Here is a 15,341-nt window from a genome sequence, read left to right on the forward strand (position 1 = left end):
TGCGGCCGCTCAGCCCTCGGGCAGGTCGTGGTGCACGTGCTCGGGCCGCACCCCTGAGCGGGTCAGCGCGGCGGCCGCGCGGCGGACCATCGCGGGCGGCCCGCTGAGGTAGGCCCGGCGTCCGTCCCACGGGCCGCGCTGCACCGCCACGTCGGGGAGCAGCCCGCGCAGCGCGCCCTCGGCCGACTCCTCGGAGAGCACCGGGTGCACCGCGAGCCACGGGTGGCGCCGCTCCAACTCCCGCAGCGCGGGCAGCTGGTAGAGCTCCGCCGACTGCCGGGCGCCGTAGAGGACCTCGACCTGGCGGGCCGCCGTCCCGTGCTCGGCCGCCTCCTCGACCAGGGCCGCGATCGGCGCGATCCCGGTGCCGCCGCCCAGGCAGAGCAGCGGGGCCGGGTCGGTGTGGTCGAGCACCATGCTCCCGGCCGGCGGGCCCAGCCGCAGCACGTCCCCCGGCGCCGCCCGGCGGACCAGCGCGCTGCTCACCCAACCCGCCTGCAACGCCTTGACGTGGAAGCTCAGCAGCCCGTCCGGACGCGGCGCGGTGGCGAACGAGAAGTGCCGCCAGACCCGCGGCCACCAGGGCGTCTCCAGGGTGGTGTACTGGCCGGCCCGGTAGGGGTACGCCTGGTCGGGGCGGACGGTCAGCACCGCGACATCGCGGCCCAGGGTCTGGTGCGAGACCACCTCGGCCTGCCACCAGGGCGGCGAACTCGTGGCCGCCTGCTCGGCCGCGTCGATCATGATCTTGGAGATCAGCGCGTAGACCCGGCGCCAGGCCAGCTCCGTCTCCGCGTCCCAGCGACTGCCGCAGTACTTCGCCAGCGAGGCCACCAGGCACTCGCCGACCGGGCCGTAGTGGCCGGTGAGCGTGCCGTACTTGCGGTGGCCCTGGCCGAGCCGGGTCAGGTAGGCGGTCAGCGCGGCCGGGTCGTCGGCGCCGCGGGCGGCCGCCAGCAGGGCGCGGAAGAGGCGGTCCCGCTGGACGTCCATGGCGGCCGGGAAGAGCGAGCGGACCTCGGGGTGGTGGAGGAAGATCAGCGCGTAGAAGTGGGCGGTGGCCCGGTCGGCGAGGGGCTCGACCACGGCCAGACTGGCCCGGATCAGCTCCAGGTCGCGGGGGGTGGGGGGCTGCGCGGCCGGTGCGGCGGCGAGGGGCGCGGGTGCTGCTGCGGTGCCGCCGAGGGCCTCCATCGCCCAGGCCTGGCTCCAACCGTCGCCGGGGCCGGCCCAGTTCAGGCCGGGGGCCCAGCGGAACAGCGGCTCTATGGCGGGCCGGGGCTCGGGGAGCAGCGACGGCACGGGCGTGGCTGCGGGGGCGGGTAGCTCGACGGTGGCGGGCGCGGGCGCGGGTGAGGGTGCGGCGACCGGAAGTGCGGGGATCGCCGGCGGCTCGGTCGGCATCGGCGGCACCACGGGCACGACCGGCACCACGGGTACGACCGGCACCACGGCCGGGGCGAGCGAGGCGGGCGCCATCCCCGGCACCGCCGTGGCCGTGGCCGACCCTCCGCCGCCCGAGCGGACCAGCAGCGCGGAGAGCGACCTCACTTTGACTTGACGCGTACTCAAGAGAATCGTTTCGCCTCCGGTCGTCCCAGCAACGCCTCAAGCAGCGTGGCACGGCCGAACAGCTGATCCGACAAATCGCGCAAACGCCGGACGGACGCCCCGTCCGCGCGCTAAGGTCGCTCCCTTTGCCCGCCGGGCGGCCGGTGGACCCGCTCCGCTGTGGTCCACGCGCACCGGGAAGAAGGCCGCAGACCTGTGCTTTCGCGCGGTTCTGCGGCCTTCGGAAGACAAGGGCCCCACAGGATCGGGTTCGCCGGTGGGTCAGTTGGCGGGGTCGGCGAAGTGGTCGAACTCGCCGGCCTTGGCGCCCTGGAGGAACTTGGCGAACTTGGTGGGGGTGGTGCGGACGATGATGTCGCCCTCGTCGGACTCGCGAAGTTCGACCAGGCCGTCGGCGGTGCGGACCTCGACGCACTCGTTGTTGGCAGTGCTGTAGCTGGACTTCTGCCACGCTGAACTAGTCATCCCTATCCCGCATCTCTTCCCTGGTCGAGCGAATGAAGGATCGCGATTCATCTTCTTGCAGGGCAACGGATCCCACAAGGGCGGGGTCGGCGGTGGGGTCAGTTGGCGGGGTCGGCGAAGTGGTCGAACTCGCCGGCCTTGGCGCCCTGGAGGAACTTGGCGAACTTGGTGGGGGTGGTGCGGACGATGACGTCACCGTCGTCGGACTCGCGGAGTTCGATCAGGCCCTCGGCGGTGCGGACTTCGACGCACTGGTTGTTGGCAGCGCTGTAGCTGGATTTCTGCCACGCTGAACTAGTCATGCCTGTTCTGCATCTCTTCCATGATCGAGCGAATGAAGGATCGCGATTCATCTTCTTGCAGGGCAACGGATCTGATGTGCTCAAGGGTTGCACGGTAGCGACTCAGGTGAGCGGGCAGATCGAAGACGTGGGACCCGTAGGACGCATCGGCCTGAACTGTGTCCAGTTCTGGGACAGGCCCGGTCAGATGGGTGAGATCCTCACTTGGGATCGGGAAGTCAGCCACCTCGAACGGCACGATCCTGATGGAGATTCCTGGGTGCTCGGAGTCTTCGACAAGCGCGGCAAGCTGACCGATGAGCACGTCACGCCCGCCATACTGGCCGCGAAGAGCGGCTTCGTGCACGAGCGCCAGGTACGGTGTGCCGCCGGATCGAACCACCTGCTGCCTGCGCAGGCGGAACGTGGTCCTGAGGTCGACCTCTTGCGGCAGCAGCGGCAGGGGTCCTCTTGTGAACAGCGCACTGGCATAGGAACGCGTCTGCAGCAGCCCCGGGATGTAGACCATGGCGAAGCTCGTGATCCTCTTCGCGTGGCCTTCCAGTTCTGCCACCTCCAGGTAGTCGACCGGAAGGACGCCTCGATACTCCTCCCACCAGCCACCCTTGCCCCGATCAGCGATGACTTCGGCCAACGCATCGAGCAAGGGCTGGTTGTCGCACATGCACATTCCGGCAATGGTGTACAAGCGCTCCACGCTGAGCCCCGTCTTGCCGCTCTCCATCTGCGTGACGTGGGCAGGGTTGATGCCGAGTTGGCGTGCGAGCTGGCTGCCTCCGAGGCCGGCCTGCTCCCGCATCCGTCGCAGCTCGGTGCCAAGTCGGCGCTGACGGAGCGTCGGGTTGGTTCGAAGGGCCATGGTCTCCTCTCAACAGCTGGTGGAGATCAGTCTGCCGCAGTGTCCAGCACTGTCCCACCCACGATCGGATGAATCCCCCCGCGAGCGGCACAAATTTGTGACTGCCTGCGCTATCGTCGTTGCCATACCGATCCGACGGATCGTCAGAAATGCCTGTCACCAGGGCAGTAGGCGCCTCCTGCCCGCGCACCGCAGAAGCAGCCACGCGCGACCTCAACCAGTCCCGTCCTGGCCTGGCTCACGGCGACGCATCCGCCGATCACCTCACCGTCCCACCGCCTCGCGGAGGTTCCCCATGCGTTCCTGTGCCCTCCCCGTCTTCCCCCAGCCGCCCGACTGGTCCGCCGCCCGGGAGGAGCTGCGCGACCTCCTCACCACCGCGGGGTGGTCCACCGACCTCATCCAGGACGCCGAACTCGCCCTGCACGAGCTCTTCGTCAACGCCTGGAAGCACGGCGGCAGCCCCGCGCCCGTCGTGGTGGTCGTGCTCCTCGCCGACCGGGCCTTCCGCACGCTCCGGGTCTCCGTCGCCGACGGCAGCCCCGCCCTTCCCGAGTTGCGCACCCGCAGCGCCGACCCCTACGAGCTGTCCGGCCGGGGCCTGCACCTGGTCCGCTCGCTCACCCATCGGTTCGGTGCCGACCCGCACGAGCGCGGCGGCAAGCGGGTCTGGTTCGAGCTGGACTCGGCCGCGTGACCGCCGCTCCCACGCGCGAGCCGGAAGGGAGCGGGACATGGGTGTCCTGATCGTCCTCGGCACCGGCCCGGCTCACGTCGAGCGGACCACCGTCGCCCACGTCGACGTCGAATCCGCGCCCGACGTCGCCATCCAGCTCCGGGCCGCCGTCGACCTCGACATCCACGTCGGCCCGGGCGAGCAGCTCGCGCTCGCCCTCACCCGCCAGCAGGCCGACCACCTGCTGCAGGACCTCGCGGCCCGGCTCGGCCAGCGCCTCATCGGCATCCGCCGGTGAGGCCCGGTACCGAGGACACCCTGATCATCGCGGCCCTGGCGATCTGCTTCGCGCTCGCGCTCGCCGGCGTCGCCCTCGGGGTCGTCACCTCACTCCGACTGACCAGGCCCGACGAGGACACCGCCCTCCCGCCGGGCCCACCCCCTTCCAACGACTACGTGCCGCGTCCGGCAATGTTTGCCCCGGTGTGGCGTGATGGGCCGTCTGAGTACAGCTCTGTTGGCGCGTCGATCAGATGCGCTCGCCGGTGGCGGGATCGCGGGGGTGTTCGATCGGGGCGATGGCGATCGATTCGATGAGCCACTGCCCCTCCTCATGCTCGACGAGCAGGTAGGTGGCACGGGACTGCCGAAGCGGCTCGATCCGCAGCTCGTGGACCAGCGCCAACCCGGGACGCAGGACGCGCGCCGACTCGAGGGTGTGCTCTGCCTCGAAGATCGCCTGGTAGTTCAAGAGCCAGTTCAGGTGCTGCGCGAAAGCCTGCTTGCCGGTCAGTCGCTGGCCGCCCCGGTTGACCACGTCCACCTGGTCGGCCAGCAGCGCCAGATAGCCAGGGACGTCCTTGGCCTGCCAGGCATTGGTCAGCCGGGCCATGACGCCGGTCACCGTCTCCGCCGTGTTGCTGTTCATCATGTTCCCCTCAGTCGCAGCTTGCGTGCCATTGACATATATATGCTTGAAGCACATATATGTCAATGGCAGGAATCGACTAGAATGCGGGCATGGGAGACGAGAAGGCCGACGAGAGCCGCCAGCAGGTCCTGGAGACAGTCGAGCGCGCCATGGTTCAGCTGCGACGCAGCATGACCCGGCGCACTCTGGCGCGGCTTCACGAGCGCACGGACGGACCGGCGCTCGACCCGGCCCTGGCGGACGTCGTGGACGCGGTCGAGGAGGGGCCGGACCGCCCGGGCCAAGAGGTCACCGTGGGCCTGGTGGCCGACCGGCTGGGCATCGATCCCTCCCGGGCCAGCCGCCTGGTCTCGGCCGCCATCAAGGCCGGCTATCTGCGGCGGGCGGCCTCGCAGGCCGACGGTCGGCGCATTCACCTCGAACTGACCCCGGCCGCAGAGGAGTTGTTGGCAATAACACATCGATCCCGTCATGAGCTCTACAGTCACCTGATGCGCGACTGGCCGGAACGGGACCGCGCCGGCTTCGCCGGACTCCTCACCAAGTTCACCGACGAACTGACCCAACTGCGCAAGCAACAGCCATGACACGGGGTGTTCCCGGTTTGCCTATCACCCACCGGTTCGGTGCCGACCCGCACGAGCGCGGCGGCAAGCGGGTCTGGTTCGAGCTGGACGCGGTCGCGTGACCGCCGCCCCCACGCGCGAGCCGGAAGGGAGCGGGACATGGGCGTCCTGATCGTCCTCGGCACCGGCCCGGCTCACGTCGAGCGGACCACCGTCGCCCACGTCGACGTCGAATCCGCGCCCGACGTCGCCATCCAGCTCCGGGCCGCCGTCGACCTCGACATCCACGTCGGCCCGGGCGAGCAGCTCGCGCTCGCCCTCACCCGCCAGCAGGCCGACCACCTGCTGCAGGACCTCGCGGCCCGGCTCGGCCAGCGCCTCATCGGCATCCGCCGGTGAGGCCCGGCACCGAGGACACCCTGATCATCGCGGCCCTGGCGATCTGCTTCGCGCTCGCGCTCGCCGGCGTCGCCCTCGGGGTCGTCACCTCACTCCGACTGACCAGGCCCGACGAGGACACCGCCCTCCCGCCGGGCCCACCCCCTCCACCTGGCTAGTGCTGTGACTGCATAGGGTTCGCCGGGTTGGTCGTGGTGGTGGTTGGATGTGCCGGTTCAGGAGAAGGACGGCGCCAGAGGAGAATGGCTCAGGAGGCGGACGGCTCGATCTCCCCCGCGAAGACGATGACCTGGTCGATGAGGCTCCGCCGCAGATGGACGACGTCCGTTCCCGCCAGGCGGGGGCCTCCATCCGGCGTGGTGAAGGCCCACTGGTACCGGGCCCACTCGTCCGGCATGTCCACCGCCGAACAGCGCATCATCGTGCCGGTCCCCGCGGGGTGGCGCCGGATGTCCAGCACGAACCGCTCGACCGCCTCGATCCCCTCAATGCGGCCCAACGGTCCCCAGAAGACCACGTCCGAGGTCAGGGCCTGGGAGAGCAGCGCAGTCACATAGCTGTCGTCCGAGGCGTTGAACGCGGAGATGAACGTGTCGATCGCGGACCGCGCGGTGTCTTCCTGCATGCACCAGTAATAGCAGTCGCCTCGCGGACCGCGCTCGTCCCGTGAGCCGTCTCCCGACCACGGTGAGCCATCCCGGTCACAGCACCAGGGGGCCATCCGGCAGACGTGCGCCGACGTTTCGGCGGTCACGGTTCGTCAGATGATGCGGTAGTCGCCGTGCGGCACTGCTTGTCGCCGGACGGCCTCGAATGCCTCCCGGCACAGGTTGATGGCAGCCGGTCGCGTGTCGATCTCGGCGCCTTCCCAGTCCCCGTTGCCCGCGAAGTGGAGAACGAGGAGGGTCTCATCGTCGAACAGCCAGAAGTCGTTTCCCGGCAGGCGATGGCGGTACCCTGCCGTCGCGGAAGCCACCGAACGTCGTCGCCGGCAGGCTGGTTGAGCGACGTCGTGTACTCGTAGTCGGCAATGTGGTTAACCTCCCTGGAAGAACTGCATCATGCGGCGCGGGAAATCGATGACGTCCCCATGGTCCGGGATGTCCAGCTGCTGCGGAGTCGAGAGCTGTGACACGGCTTGCCGCAGTTGCAGTCTCAGATCGCCGAATGTGCCAGCACGGGATCAGCGAAGGTCGAGAGCCCTCCCTGACCGGTTGAGCTCGTGCACCTTGGTCCTACGGTTTGAACGTCAGGCATGGCCCGCAGGGAGGTTCTACTGCCACGACCCTTTCAGACGGCTACGAGCCGCCTCGATCTCGTTTCGGGCGGCAGCGCCGAATACGGCTTGATCCCGCAGAGTAGCGAAAACACGGATGAAGTACGTGATGTTCTCGGGTCTGGACGTCTGGAACGCCCCTGACCAGAACTCTTGCTTGAGCAAGCTCTCGTCGAACAGGTAGAAGCCTTCACCCGGGTAGAGCAACCGTTCCCGGCCTTGGGGGATGATCCCAATGGACACGTACTGGAGCTTCATCACCTCTAGCAGGTGGTCGAGTTGGCCGGTCATCACCTCAATGCCGCCTGTGTTGTTCGTCAGTGCGGACGCTTCCAGGAGGAACGAGAATATGGGCGCTCCGGTGCCGAGGAACCGCTTGCGGACCATGCGGTTCTGTGCGGCTTCCTCAATGTCGCCCAACGGTAGACCGTGCAGTTTGGCATGGATGGTGAACTGCGCCTTGGCGTACTCGACTGTCTGCAGGAACCCAGGAATGAACAGTGACTCATACACGCGGAGGAGCTTGGTCTTCGCGTAGAGGTCCATGGCTTGGAACTGGAGACGCTTCATGCCCGGCCGGTGCCACCGCTTGTAGTCGGTCCACATCTGCTCGATCTCACGGCTCGCCGCGATGAGTTCGGGGATCTGCCCTTGGACGCCGCAGGCCGTTGCCCATGCTCGGATATCGTCCTCGGTCGGGATCTGTGTCCCGTGCTCGATCTTCGACACCTTGGTCTTGTGCCAACCGCAGAGCCGCGCGAGATCGACGCCCGAGAGGTTGGTGTCCCGGCGTAGTTCCTTGAGCTGGGTTCCGAATGCGCGCTTCGCGGACGCGGATGGTTCTTGGTCCGACATGTCGTCAGGGCTTGTACTTACCGTTGGGGACGCCGAGCGACCATGCCCGCTCGAACGCGTCATTGCAGAAACCGACCACGTTCGGATCGATTGAGAGCTGGATCTCTGTCTGCTGGTTGTCTCCCCCGATGAGGTTGAAGATCACCAGGTCATCCCGGATCAGACAGTCGTTCCCCGGCAACGGCACCGCCGACAAGAGAGGGCGGGGAAGCCACCGAAGACGTTCCTCGGGGTCGGCCAACCCGACTGCCATCCGCTGATACTCCGAGAGCGGTTCGGAGATGACTCGCACGCGCCGGTAGGGGAAGCCGAGAGCGGCCTTCCCGGTCAGAAACGCACGATGCCCACGCATCGTCTCCTCGACCGTCTCACGGTCGCCTGAGCGCCACGCCTCGAACAGCGGGCGGTCTACCTCGTAGAAGTCCCTCAGCTCCAGCTTCCGGACTTCTTGGGCGGGCTCACCAAACAGCAGCTCAAGTCGGCGTGATGCCGAGATCAATTCCATAGCGCTCCCTGACGTACTTCCGCACGAACACATCCATGGTCCGCCCGGACATCTCCCCGAACGTCTCGTCATCGGCCAAGGCGACGAGCTGATCCCGAACCTTCGGTCCGCGCTTCTTCAGCTGCACGATCCAAGAGTCATGGTCGGTCTCATAGAACGTCTCGCACTCGACACCGCCCTGAGAGTTGGGGTCCGTGCAGAAGAACGTAGCGGTTAAGTCGTCGCTGTCGCTGCTGTGTTGCTGCATGTTGCTCCCCTCGTGATCCGGCCGTATGCCACCTCTGACCTTCGTCCAGCGACTACCCCGAGGTCAAGCACCCGACAGTGCCTGAGCCTCTCTCAGGAGACTTCCAGCAACTCTGAGCAACTTCGTTGAGTGCCGCCGGCCGACGCACCTACGGTCTTGTCTCGCCCCCACACCTTGCTGGTGAAGGAGAGTGACCAAGAATGAGTGCTACCGCCGGGCACAACTACGCCCCCAAGAAGAGGGCGTGGGACGCGGGCGCCGCCCGGCCGGCCGCCGTGCACCTGTGGCAAAGTCGGGTGCTCCGACTGGGGCCGACCAGTGAGCAGAGCAGCCAACTCCTGGCGCAGCGACGAGAAGAGCACCCCGGAGCAGCAGGCGGCCCACGCCGCGTACCTCGCTGCCCAGCCCCGAATAAAGATCACCCCCAAGTGGTGACCACGAGCGCGGCAGTGTGGACTGAGCCTCCGTCAGGCCCGAGCCGGCCTCTCGGTGACGGCTCGTCAGACAGGGACTCTTCGCGCTCCCGGCACGGGCCCGAAGCTCCCGCCCCGATCGGCGTTCCTTGGACAGCATGCCGAACGAGGCGGGGACCGCAACACCGAACGGCCCGGCCGCCAACCGGCGGCGGGGACCCCACAGTGTGAGGAGACATCAGTATGACGACCCCCGGTCCCAACAGGCCCCCGGGCCCCGGGCCGATGCCGCCGGACCCCGACACCAGCACCGCCACCGAGTAGAGGGAGATGGGCATGCGCATGGAGATCATCGTGTCCAAGCACAAGGGCGACGCGAAGCCCCCGCCGAAGCACCAGGGCAACCCCGCCCCGGAGACCCCGCCGCAGCAGCCTTCGAAGTGAGAGACTGGCCGCCCCCGGGCGCAAGTTGCCCGGGGGCGGCCCCCGTTCCAAGGGAGTGCCCATGACTGAACGGTTCGTGATCAAGTACAAGGCCGCGCACTACGCTGACGCGGACTGGGCGCAGTTCGCGGAGCGCTGGACGGCCACCTTCTACACGCCGAGCGTGCCGGAGGTAGGTACGGCCACCATCACGCGCGTCATCCCCGGCGTGACCCCCAATCCCCGCCGCGCGTACGAGGTGGATCCGGGGCTTCTCGACCGCATCCCGCGCGTGATCTTCACCGAGGATGGCGGCCTGGTACCCGCGCTGGCCGAGATGAAGCCGACGCTTCTGCTGCTGCTGGAGGCCGTCCACGTCGCCGACGAGTGGCGCGGCAAGGGCGTTGGGATGCGGCTGGCCGTCACCGCGCTCCGTCGGCTGGCCGTCCCCGGAACGGTGGCCGTCTGCTACCCGGCCCCGCTTCACGACCACGGCCCCGACGAGCCGTGTTCCTACGAGTCCGACGACCCCGAGGTGAGGCGGCCGGACGAAGAGGCCGTGGACAAGCTCCGTCGGGCGTGGGAGGGCCACGACTTCCGACCCCTCGCCGAGGGCGTGTACGTCCGGAGGATCGAGCCGTGAGCGGCTACCACCGGGGCCCCGGAAGTCCCCCCGCGCGACCATCTGGCTATGTACCCTGCGCGGAACGAACGGGATCCATCACGTAGACAGCACGTGCGGGCGGCGGCGGCAAGGACCTCACCGCCCGCCGCCGCCCGCTGCTCAGAGCTGCCGCAGCAGCGTCCCCGGCCGCTCCACGCAGTCCGCGACGAAGCGCAGGAACCCGCCCGCCGTGCCGCCGTCGCAGACCCGGTGGTCGAAGGTGAACGACAGCTGGGTGACGTGGCGGACCGCCAACTCACCTTCGTGGACCCAGGGCTTGGCCACGATCCGGCCCACCCCCAACATCGCAGCCTCCGGGTGGTTGAGGATCGGGGTGGAGCCGTCGACGCCGAAGACGCCGTAGTTGTTGAGCGTGAAGGTGCCGCCGGTCAGCTCGGCCGGGGTGAGCGAGCCGGCGCGCGCGGAGGCTGTCAACCGGCCCAGCTCGGCGCCGAGCTGCTCGGTGGTCAGCCGCTGGGCGTCGCGCACCACCGGGACCACCAGGCCGCGCTCGCTCTGCGCGGCGAAGCCCAGGTGGACGGCGGTGTGCCGGCGCAGTGCGACCGGGGCGCCGTTCGCGTCCAGGTCCACGCTGGAGTTGAGCTCGGGGTGGCGGGCCAGCGCGGCCACGCAGATCCGGGCGAACAGCGAGAGCAGGCTGACCTTCGGGACGCCCGGTGCTTGGTTCATCTGGGCGCGCACGGCGAGCAGTTCGGTGGCGTCCGCGTCCACCCAGACAGTGACCGCCGGGATCTCGTGGTGGCTGCGGGTGAGCTTCTCGGCCACCGTGCGGCGCAGGCCGCGCAGCGGGACGACCTCCGTGTCCGCAGGCACCGCGGCGGGTGCCGGGGCGGCGACCGGCTCGATCGCGCGCTGTACGTCGGCGCGCATGATCAGGCCCTCGGGGCCGCTGCCGGTGACGGCGGCCAGGTCGACCCCGTGCTCCCGGGCCAGCTTGCGCACCAGCGGGGAGATGACGGCGATCGCGACCGGCGCGTGGGCCACCGGCGCCACCGGCACGACCGGCGCGACCAGGGCGGGTGCGGGTGCGGGGGCGCCCGCCCCCACCCGGCGGCGGCGCGAGCCCTTGCCGCCCTCCGCCACGCCGTAGCCGACCAGCGGGCGCTCCACGCCCGCCGGACCCGCGCCGGGCGCGGCGTCCGGCACCGCCGTGCCGGGCTCCGGCGAGACGGCCACGGTGACCAGCGGCTGCCCCACCGCCCGCTCCTCGCCGACCTCGCCGAACAGCGCGGTGACCACCCCGCCGTACGGGCAGGGCACCTCCACCATCGCCTTGGCGGTCTCCACCTCGACCACCGGCTGGTCGACGGCGATCACGTCGCCGACCTCCACCAGCCAGCGCACCACCTCGGCCCCGGTGAGTCCCTCACCGAGGTCGGGCAGGGTGAACTCGCGCACGATCGGCATCACGCTCAGTCCTCCCACTGCAGCTTGGCGACCGCGTCCAGGATCCGGTCCACCCCGGGCAGGTGGTGGTGCTCCAGCATCGGCGGCGGGTACGGGATGTCGAAGCCGGTCACCCGCAGCACGGGCGCCGCCAGGTGGTGGAAGCAGCGCTCGGTGACCCGGGCGGCGATCTCCGCGCCGACCCCGCCGAAGCCGGTCGACTCGTGCACCACCACCGCGCGGCCCACCGAGCGGACCACCTCGGCGACGGTGGCGTCGTCGAACGGCACCAGGCTGCGCAGGTCGAGCACCGCGAGGTCCCAGCCCTCCGCCTTGGCGGCCTCGGCGGCCTCCAGGCAGACCGGCAGCGAGGGCCCGTAGGTGATCAGCACGGCCGAGCGGCCGGCGCGGCGCAGCACCGCGCGCCCGATCGGCTCGGTGGCGGCGGTGGTGTCCAGCTCCGCCTTGGACCAGTAGAGCCGCTTGGGCTCCAGGAAGATCACCGGGTCGTCGGAGGCGATCGAGGCGCGCAGCAGCCCGTAGGCGTCGGCGACGGTGGCCGGGGTGACCACGTGCAGGCCCGGGGTGCTCGCGTAGTACGCCTCGGACGAGTCGCTGTGGTGCTCGACCCCGCCGATCCCGCCGCCGTAGGGGATCCGGACGGTGATCGGCAGCGCCAGCTTGCCGGCCGTGCGGTTGCGCATCTTGGCGACGTGCGAGACCAGCTGCTCCATCGCCGGGTAGGCGAAGGCGTCGAACTGCATCTCCACCACGGGCCGCAGCCCGTACATCGCCATGCCGACCGCGGTGCCCAGGATGCCCGCCTCGGCCAGCGGGGTGTCCAGGCAGCGGTCCGCGCCGAACTCGGCCGCCAGGCCGTCGGTGATCCGGAAGACGCCGCCCAGGGTGCCGACGTCCTCACCCAGCAGGTGGACGGTCGGGTCGGCCCGCATCTCGTCGCGCAGCGCGGCGTTGAGCGCCTGCGCCATGGTGCTGGTGGTCGCGGCGGCGCGGGTGCCGCTCTCGGTGGTCACAGTGCTCACGCTCCCGCCTCCGCCGCCAGCTCGGCGGCCAGCTGCTCGGCCTGCTCGCGCAGTTGCGGCGTCGGCTCGGCGTAGACGTGCTGGAACAGGCTGAGCGCGTCGAGCTCCGGCTCGGCGTGGAACTCCGCGCGCATGGTGGCGGCCAGCGCCTCGGCGTCCTCGGCCGCTCGGGCCACCGCCGCGTCGTCCAGCAGGCCCGCGGCGCGCAGGTGGCGCTCCAGCAGGCTCACCGGGTCGTGCTCGCGCCAGGCCTCGACCTCCTCCGAGACCCGGTAGCGGGTCGCGTCGTCGGCGTTGGTGTGCGCCTCCAGGCGGTAGGTCAGCGCCTCCACCAGGGTCGGCCCGCCGCCGGTCCTGGCCCGCTCGACGGCCTCGGCCAGCACCTGGTGCACGGCCACCGCGTCGTTGCCGTCCACCAGCCGGCCCGGCATGCCGTAGCCGACCGCCTTGTGCGCCAGGGTCGGCGCGGCGGACTGCTTGGTCAGCGGCACCGAGATGGCGTAGCCGTTGTTCTGCACCAGGAAGACCACCGGGGCGTTCAGCACGGCCGCGAAGTTCAGCGCCTCGTGGAAGTCGCCCTCGCTGGTGCCGCCGTCGCCGAGCATCGCCAGCGCGACCACCCGATCGCCGCGCAGCCTGGCCGCGTGGGCCAGGCCGACCGCGTGCGGGGCCTGGGTGGCCAGCGGGGTGCAGAGCGGGGCGGTGCGGGTGGCCACCGGGTCGTAGCCGGTGTGCGCGTTGCCCCGCAGCAGGGTGAGCGCGGCCAGCGGGTCGACGCCGCGGCCGACCACCGCCAGGGTGTCGCGGTAGCTGGGGAAGAGCCAGTCCTCCTCCCGCAGCACGGTGGCGGCGGCCACCTCGCAGGCCTCCTGGCCGGTGGAGGAGGGGTAGACGGCCAGCCGGCCCTGCTTGGTGAGGGTGGTGGCCTGCTGGTTGTAGCGGCGGCCGACCACCAGGCGGTGGTACAGCTCGCGCAGCAGCTCGGGGTCGTGCTCGGCCAGCTTCGGGGTGCCGAGGACGCGGTAGGGCGCGTCGTCCGGCAGGAGGGGCGCGGGGTCGGTCCGGGGTCCGGTCGCGTCGGGCAGCCACGGGGGCACGGGCGCGGTGGGCCGGTGGTCGAGGACGGTCATCAGGCACCTCCAAGGGGTGGGGAGGGCGGGGCCGCGGTGCCGGGAGGACCCCGAGGAGGGCGGCGGCGGGGGAGAGCGGCGGTGGGCGGGTGTTGCCTCCCAACCGATTGTTCGGTTGTCTGTTCATTGTGGCCACAGCCGAGCGAAGGTGCTGGACAATCGGCTGCCACGGCAGTCTGCTGAAAGCAGCACGTCCATCGCGGGAGGGTTGGGGGACATGGGCGCTGAACAAATGGCCGGGTCGAACGGGAGCAGACCGCAGCCCGGACCCGCGGGTGCGGCGAACGGCGGTACCGATCGGGGCCTGGACCGGGTGGACCGCTCGATCCTGCGGCTGCTCCAGCAGGACGGCCGGGCCTCGATCCGCTCGGTCGCCGAGCGGGTGCACGTCTCGCGCGCCAACGCCTACGCCCGGATCGCCCGGATGATGGAGGACGGGGTGATCCGCGGCTTCACCGCCCGGGTCGACCACGAACGGGCCGGGCAGGGCGCCTGCGCCTACGTCACCCTGAAGATCGTGCAGAACTCCTGGCGGACCGTGCGCGAGCAGTTGCTGGAGCTGCCGGGGGTGGCGCACATCGCGTTGGTCGGCGGCGAGTTCGACGTGCTGATGCTGGTGCACACCGCCGACAACCGGGCGCTGCGGGAGCTGGTGCTGGGCAGCATCCAGAGCATCCCCGAGGTGCTCTCCACCCAGACGCTGCTGGTCTTCGAGGAGACCGACCGGGTGCCGCCGGCCTGAGCCCGCCTGAGCCCGCCTGAGCCCGCCTGAGCCCGCCTGAGCCCGCCTGAGCCCGAGCCCGGCCCGAGCGCGCGCCGCACCCCGAGGGGGCGGCGTCAGGCGCGCAGCCCGTCGAAGGCCAGCCGGACCACCGCGTCCGGCACGCCGTCGGCGCTCGACCCGGCGGGGCGGTACCACTCCGCGATGGAGTTGATCATCCCGAAGAGCAGCCGGGTGGCCAGCCGCGGCTCCACGTCCGCGCGCAGCTCGCCGGCCGCCACCGCCTCGCGCACCAGCTCCGCCACCCGGTGGTCGAACTCCCGCCGCCGCTCCAGCGCCCACTCCTCGGTCGCGGTGTTGCCGCGCACCCGCAGCAGCAGCGTCACGTAGGGCAGCTCGGCCAGCAGCACCTCGGTGGTGCGCCGCACCACGTGCTCCAGCCGGTCCACCGGTCGCCCGCTGAGCGCGGCCGGCTCGTCCAGGGTGCCGAACAGCCCGTCCAGCGCCCGGCCCACCGCGAGCCGCAGCAGCTCCTCCTTGCCGCGCACGTGGTGGTAGATCGAGGACTTGGAGATCCCGGCCGCCCGCGACAGGTCCTCCATCGAGGTGCCGTCGTAGCCGCGGGTGTTGAAGACCTCGACGGTGACGGCGAGCAGGGAGTCGACGGTGTAGGTGGTGCGCAGCGGGGTGTCGGCCATGGTCCGAGTATCCCCGGCTGCGCAGGGTGATCACCGGGCGGGGCGGGGCTGTCGCCCGCGGCCGACCGATGGCTGATCGACGGCCGACCGACGGCCGACCGACAGCTGACCGACTGCCGGCCGACTGCCGACCGACAGCTGACCGATTGTCTCGCGAGGCCCTGTTCCCCCGACCGATCGTTCGGTTAC

21 protein-coding genes are annotated in these 15,341 nt (G+C 70.4%); 7 read left to right on the plus strand and 14 right to left on the minus strand.

Annotated features, from left to right (window positions below; genetic code table 11):
- Positions 1 to 9: 9 nt before the first annotated feature.
- The 4 genes from OG455_RS20000 to OG455_RS20015 form a co-directional block, all read right to left on the minus strand.
- Positions 10 to 1,572: a globin domain-containing protein gene (locus OG455_RS20000; RefSeq protein WP_266295623.1), complete on the minus strand. Its 1,563-nt coding sequence runs from the start codon at positions 1,570 to 1,572 to the stop codon at positions 10 to 12.
- A 261-nt stretch (positions 1,573 to 1,833) separates the two neighbouring features.
- Positions 1,834 to 2,037: a DUF397 domain-containing protein gene (locus OG455_RS20005; RefSeq protein WP_266295625.1), complete on the minus strand. Its 204-nt coding sequence runs from the start codon at positions 2,035 to 2,037 to the stop codon at positions 1,834 to 1,836.
- 98 nt (positions 2,038 to 2,135) lie between these two features.
- Positions 2,136 to 2,339 carry a DUF397 domain-containing protein gene (locus tag OG455_RS20010; RefSeq protein ID WP_266295626.1) on the minus strand — a complete coding sequence of 68 codons (204 nt, stop codon included), beginning with the start codon at positions 2,337 to 2,339 and terminating at the stop codon, positions 2,136 to 2,138.
- Positions 2,332 to 3,198, minus strand: coding sequence for a helix-turn-helix transcriptional regulator (locus OG455_RS20015; protein WP_266295627.1), 867 nt, complete (start codon positions 3,196 to 3,198; stop codon positions 2,332 to 2,334). The genes OG455_RS20010 and OG455_RS20015 overlap by 8 nt, the downstream gene beginning before the upstream one ends.
- A 295-nt stretch (positions 3,199 to 3,493) precedes the next feature.
- On the opposite strand from OG455_RS20015, the gene OG455_RS20020 reads away from it, so the two are divergent.
- Together OG455_RS20020 and OG455_RS20025 are read left to right on the plus strand one after the other, a co-directional pair.
- Positions 3,494 to 3,895 (plus strand): ATP-binding protein, encoded by a 402-nt coding sequence (locus OG455_RS20020; protein ID WP_266295628.1) that lies wholly within the window; start codon positions 3,494 to 3,496, stop codon positions 3,893 to 3,895.
- Between the two features lie 37 nt (positions 3,896 to 3,932).
- Positions 3,933 to 4,172: a hypothetical protein gene (locus OG455_RS20025; RefSeq protein ID WP_266295629.1), complete on the plus strand. Its 240-nt coding sequence runs from the start codon at positions 3,933 to 3,935 to the stop codon at positions 4,170 to 4,172.
- 231 nt (positions 4,173 to 4,403) lie between these two features.
- Here the strand turns inward: OG455_RS20025 and OG455_RS20030 are convergent, their stop codons facing one another.
- Complete coding sequence (locus OG455_RS20030; protein WP_266295630.1) at positions 4,404 to 4,805, minus strand: SgcJ/EcaC family oxidoreductase; 402 nt, start codon at positions 4,803 to 4,805, stop codon at positions 4,404 to 4,406.
- Between the two features lie 89 nt (positions 4,806 to 4,894).
- Between OG455_RS20030 and OG455_RS20035 the strand changes: the two genes are divergently transcribed.
- The 3 genes from OG455_RS20035 to OG455_RS20045 all read left to right on the plus strand — a co-directional run bounded on the left by OG455_RS20035 (position 4,895) and on the right by OG455_RS20045 (position 5,928).
- Complete coding sequence (locus OG455_RS20035; protein ID WP_266295632.1) at positions 4,895 to 5,392, plus strand: MarR family winged helix-turn-helix transcriptional regulator; 498 nt, start codon at positions 4,895 to 4,897, stop codon at positions 5,390 to 5,392.
- Positions 5,393 to 5,530: 138 nt separating this feature from the next.
- Positions 5,531 to 5,770 carry a hypothetical protein gene (locus tag OG455_RS20040; RefSeq protein ID WP_266295629.1) on the plus strand — a complete coding sequence of 80 codons (240 nt, stop codon included), beginning with the start codon at positions 5,531 to 5,533 and terminating at the stop codon, positions 5,768 to 5,770.
- Positions 5,767 to 5,928, plus strand: a complete 162-nt coding sequence (locus OG455_RS20045) for a hypothetical protein (RefSeq protein ID WP_266295633.1) — start codon at positions 5,767 to 5,769, stop codon at positions 5,926 to 5,928. The genes OG455_RS20040 and OG455_RS20045 overlap by 4 nt, the downstream gene beginning before the upstream one ends.
- Positions 5,929 to 6,017: 89 nt before the next feature.
- Here the strand turns inward: OG455_RS20045 and OG455_RS20050 are convergent, their stop codons facing one another.
- From OG455_RS20050 to OG455_RS20070, 5 genes are all read right to left on the minus strand, one after another.
- Positions 6,018 to 6,395 (minus strand): nuclear transport factor 2 family protein, encoded by a 378-nt coding sequence (locus OG455_RS20050; protein WP_266295635.1) that lies wholly within the window; start codon positions 6,393 to 6,395, stop codon positions 6,018 to 6,020.
- Between the two features lie 135 nt (positions 6,396 to 6,530).
- Positions 6,531 to 6,746, minus strand: a complete 216-nt coding sequence (locus OG455_RS20055) for a DUF6879 family protein (protein WP_266295637.1) — start codon at positions 6,744 to 6,746, stop codon at positions 6,531 to 6,533.
- A 297-nt stretch (positions 6,747 to 7,043) separates the two neighbouring features.
- Complete coding sequence (locus tag OG455_RS20060; RefSeq protein ID WP_266295639.1) at positions 7,044 to 7,901, minus strand: helix-turn-helix transcriptional regulator; 858 nt, start codon at positions 7,899 to 7,901, stop codon at positions 7,044 to 7,046.
- Between the two features lie 4 nt (positions 7,902 to 7,905).
- Positions 7,906 to 8,406 carry a DUF6879 family protein gene (locus OG455_RS20065; RefSeq protein WP_266295641.1) on the minus strand — a complete coding sequence of 167 codons (501 nt, stop codon included), beginning with the start codon at positions 8,404 to 8,406 and terminating at the stop codon, positions 7,906 to 7,908.
- Positions 8,375 to 8,653: a hypothetical protein gene (locus OG455_RS20070; protein ID WP_266295643.1), complete on the minus strand. Its 279-nt coding sequence runs from the start codon at positions 8,651 to 8,653 to the stop codon at positions 8,375 to 8,377. Before OG455_RS20070 ends, OG455_RS20065 begins: the two co-directional genes overlap by 32 nt.
- A gap of 918 nt (positions 8,654 to 9,571) precedes the next feature.
- On the opposite strand from OG455_RS20070, the gene OG455_RS20075 reads away from it, so the two are divergent.
- A complete protein-coding gene (locus OG455_RS20075; RefSeq protein WP_266295645.1) occupies positions 9,572 to 10,132 on the plus strand; it encodes a hypothetical protein in 561 nt (186 codons plus the stop codon).
- Positions 10,133 to 10,273: 141 nt separating this feature from the next.
- Here the strand turns inward: OG455_RS20075 and OG455_RS20080 are convergent, their stop codons facing one another.
- The 3 genes from OG455_RS20080 to pdhA are packed head-to-tail and all read right to left on the minus strand — an operon-like array spanning position 10,274 to position 13,733.
- Complete coding sequence (locus OG455_RS20080) at positions 10,274 to 11,581, minus strand: dihydrolipoamide acetyltransferase family protein (protein WP_266295647.1); 1,308 nt, start codon at positions 11,579 to 11,581, stop codon at positions 10,274 to 10,276.
- Positions 11,582 to 11,586: 5 nt separating this feature from the next.
- Positions 11,587 to 12,549: an alpha-ketoacid dehydrogenase subunit beta gene (locus OG455_RS20085; protein WP_266300887.1), complete on the minus strand. Its 963-nt coding sequence runs from the start codon at positions 12,547 to 12,549 to the stop codon at positions 11,587 to 11,589.
- Between the two features lie 50 nt (positions 12,550 to 12,599).
- Positions 12,600 to 13,733: a pyruvate dehydrogenase (acetyl-transferring) E1 component subunit alpha gene (gene pdhA / locus OG455_RS20090; RefSeq protein WP_266295649.1), complete on the minus strand. Its 1,134-nt coding sequence runs from the start codon at positions 13,731 to 13,733 to the stop codon at positions 12,600 to 12,602.
- Positions 13,734 to 13,950: 217 nt separating this feature from the next.
- Here pdhA and OG455_RS20095 point away from each other — a divergent pair, with 217 nt between their 5' ends.
- Positions 13,951 to 14,475, plus strand: a complete 525-nt coding sequence (locus OG455_RS20095; RefSeq protein ID WP_266295651.1) for an Lrp/AsnC family transcriptional regulator — start codon at positions 13,951 to 13,953, stop codon at positions 14,473 to 14,475.
- Positions 14,476 to 14,570: 95 nt separating this feature from the next.
- Here the strand turns inward: OG455_RS20095 and OG455_RS20100 are convergent, their stop codons facing one another.
- Positions 14,571 to 15,152 (minus strand): TetR/AcrR family transcriptional regulator, encoded by a 582-nt coding sequence (locus OG455_RS20100; RefSeq protein ID WP_266295653.1) that lies wholly within the window; start codon positions 15,150 to 15,152, stop codon positions 14,571 to 14,573.
- Positions 15,153 to 15,341: the final 189 nt, after the last annotated feature.

Origin of the sequence: Kitasatospora sp. NBC_01287 (genome assembly GCF_026340565.1) — a bacterium.
GTDB lineage: Bacteria > Actinomycetota > Actinomycetes > Streptomycetales > Streptomycetaceae > Kitasatospora.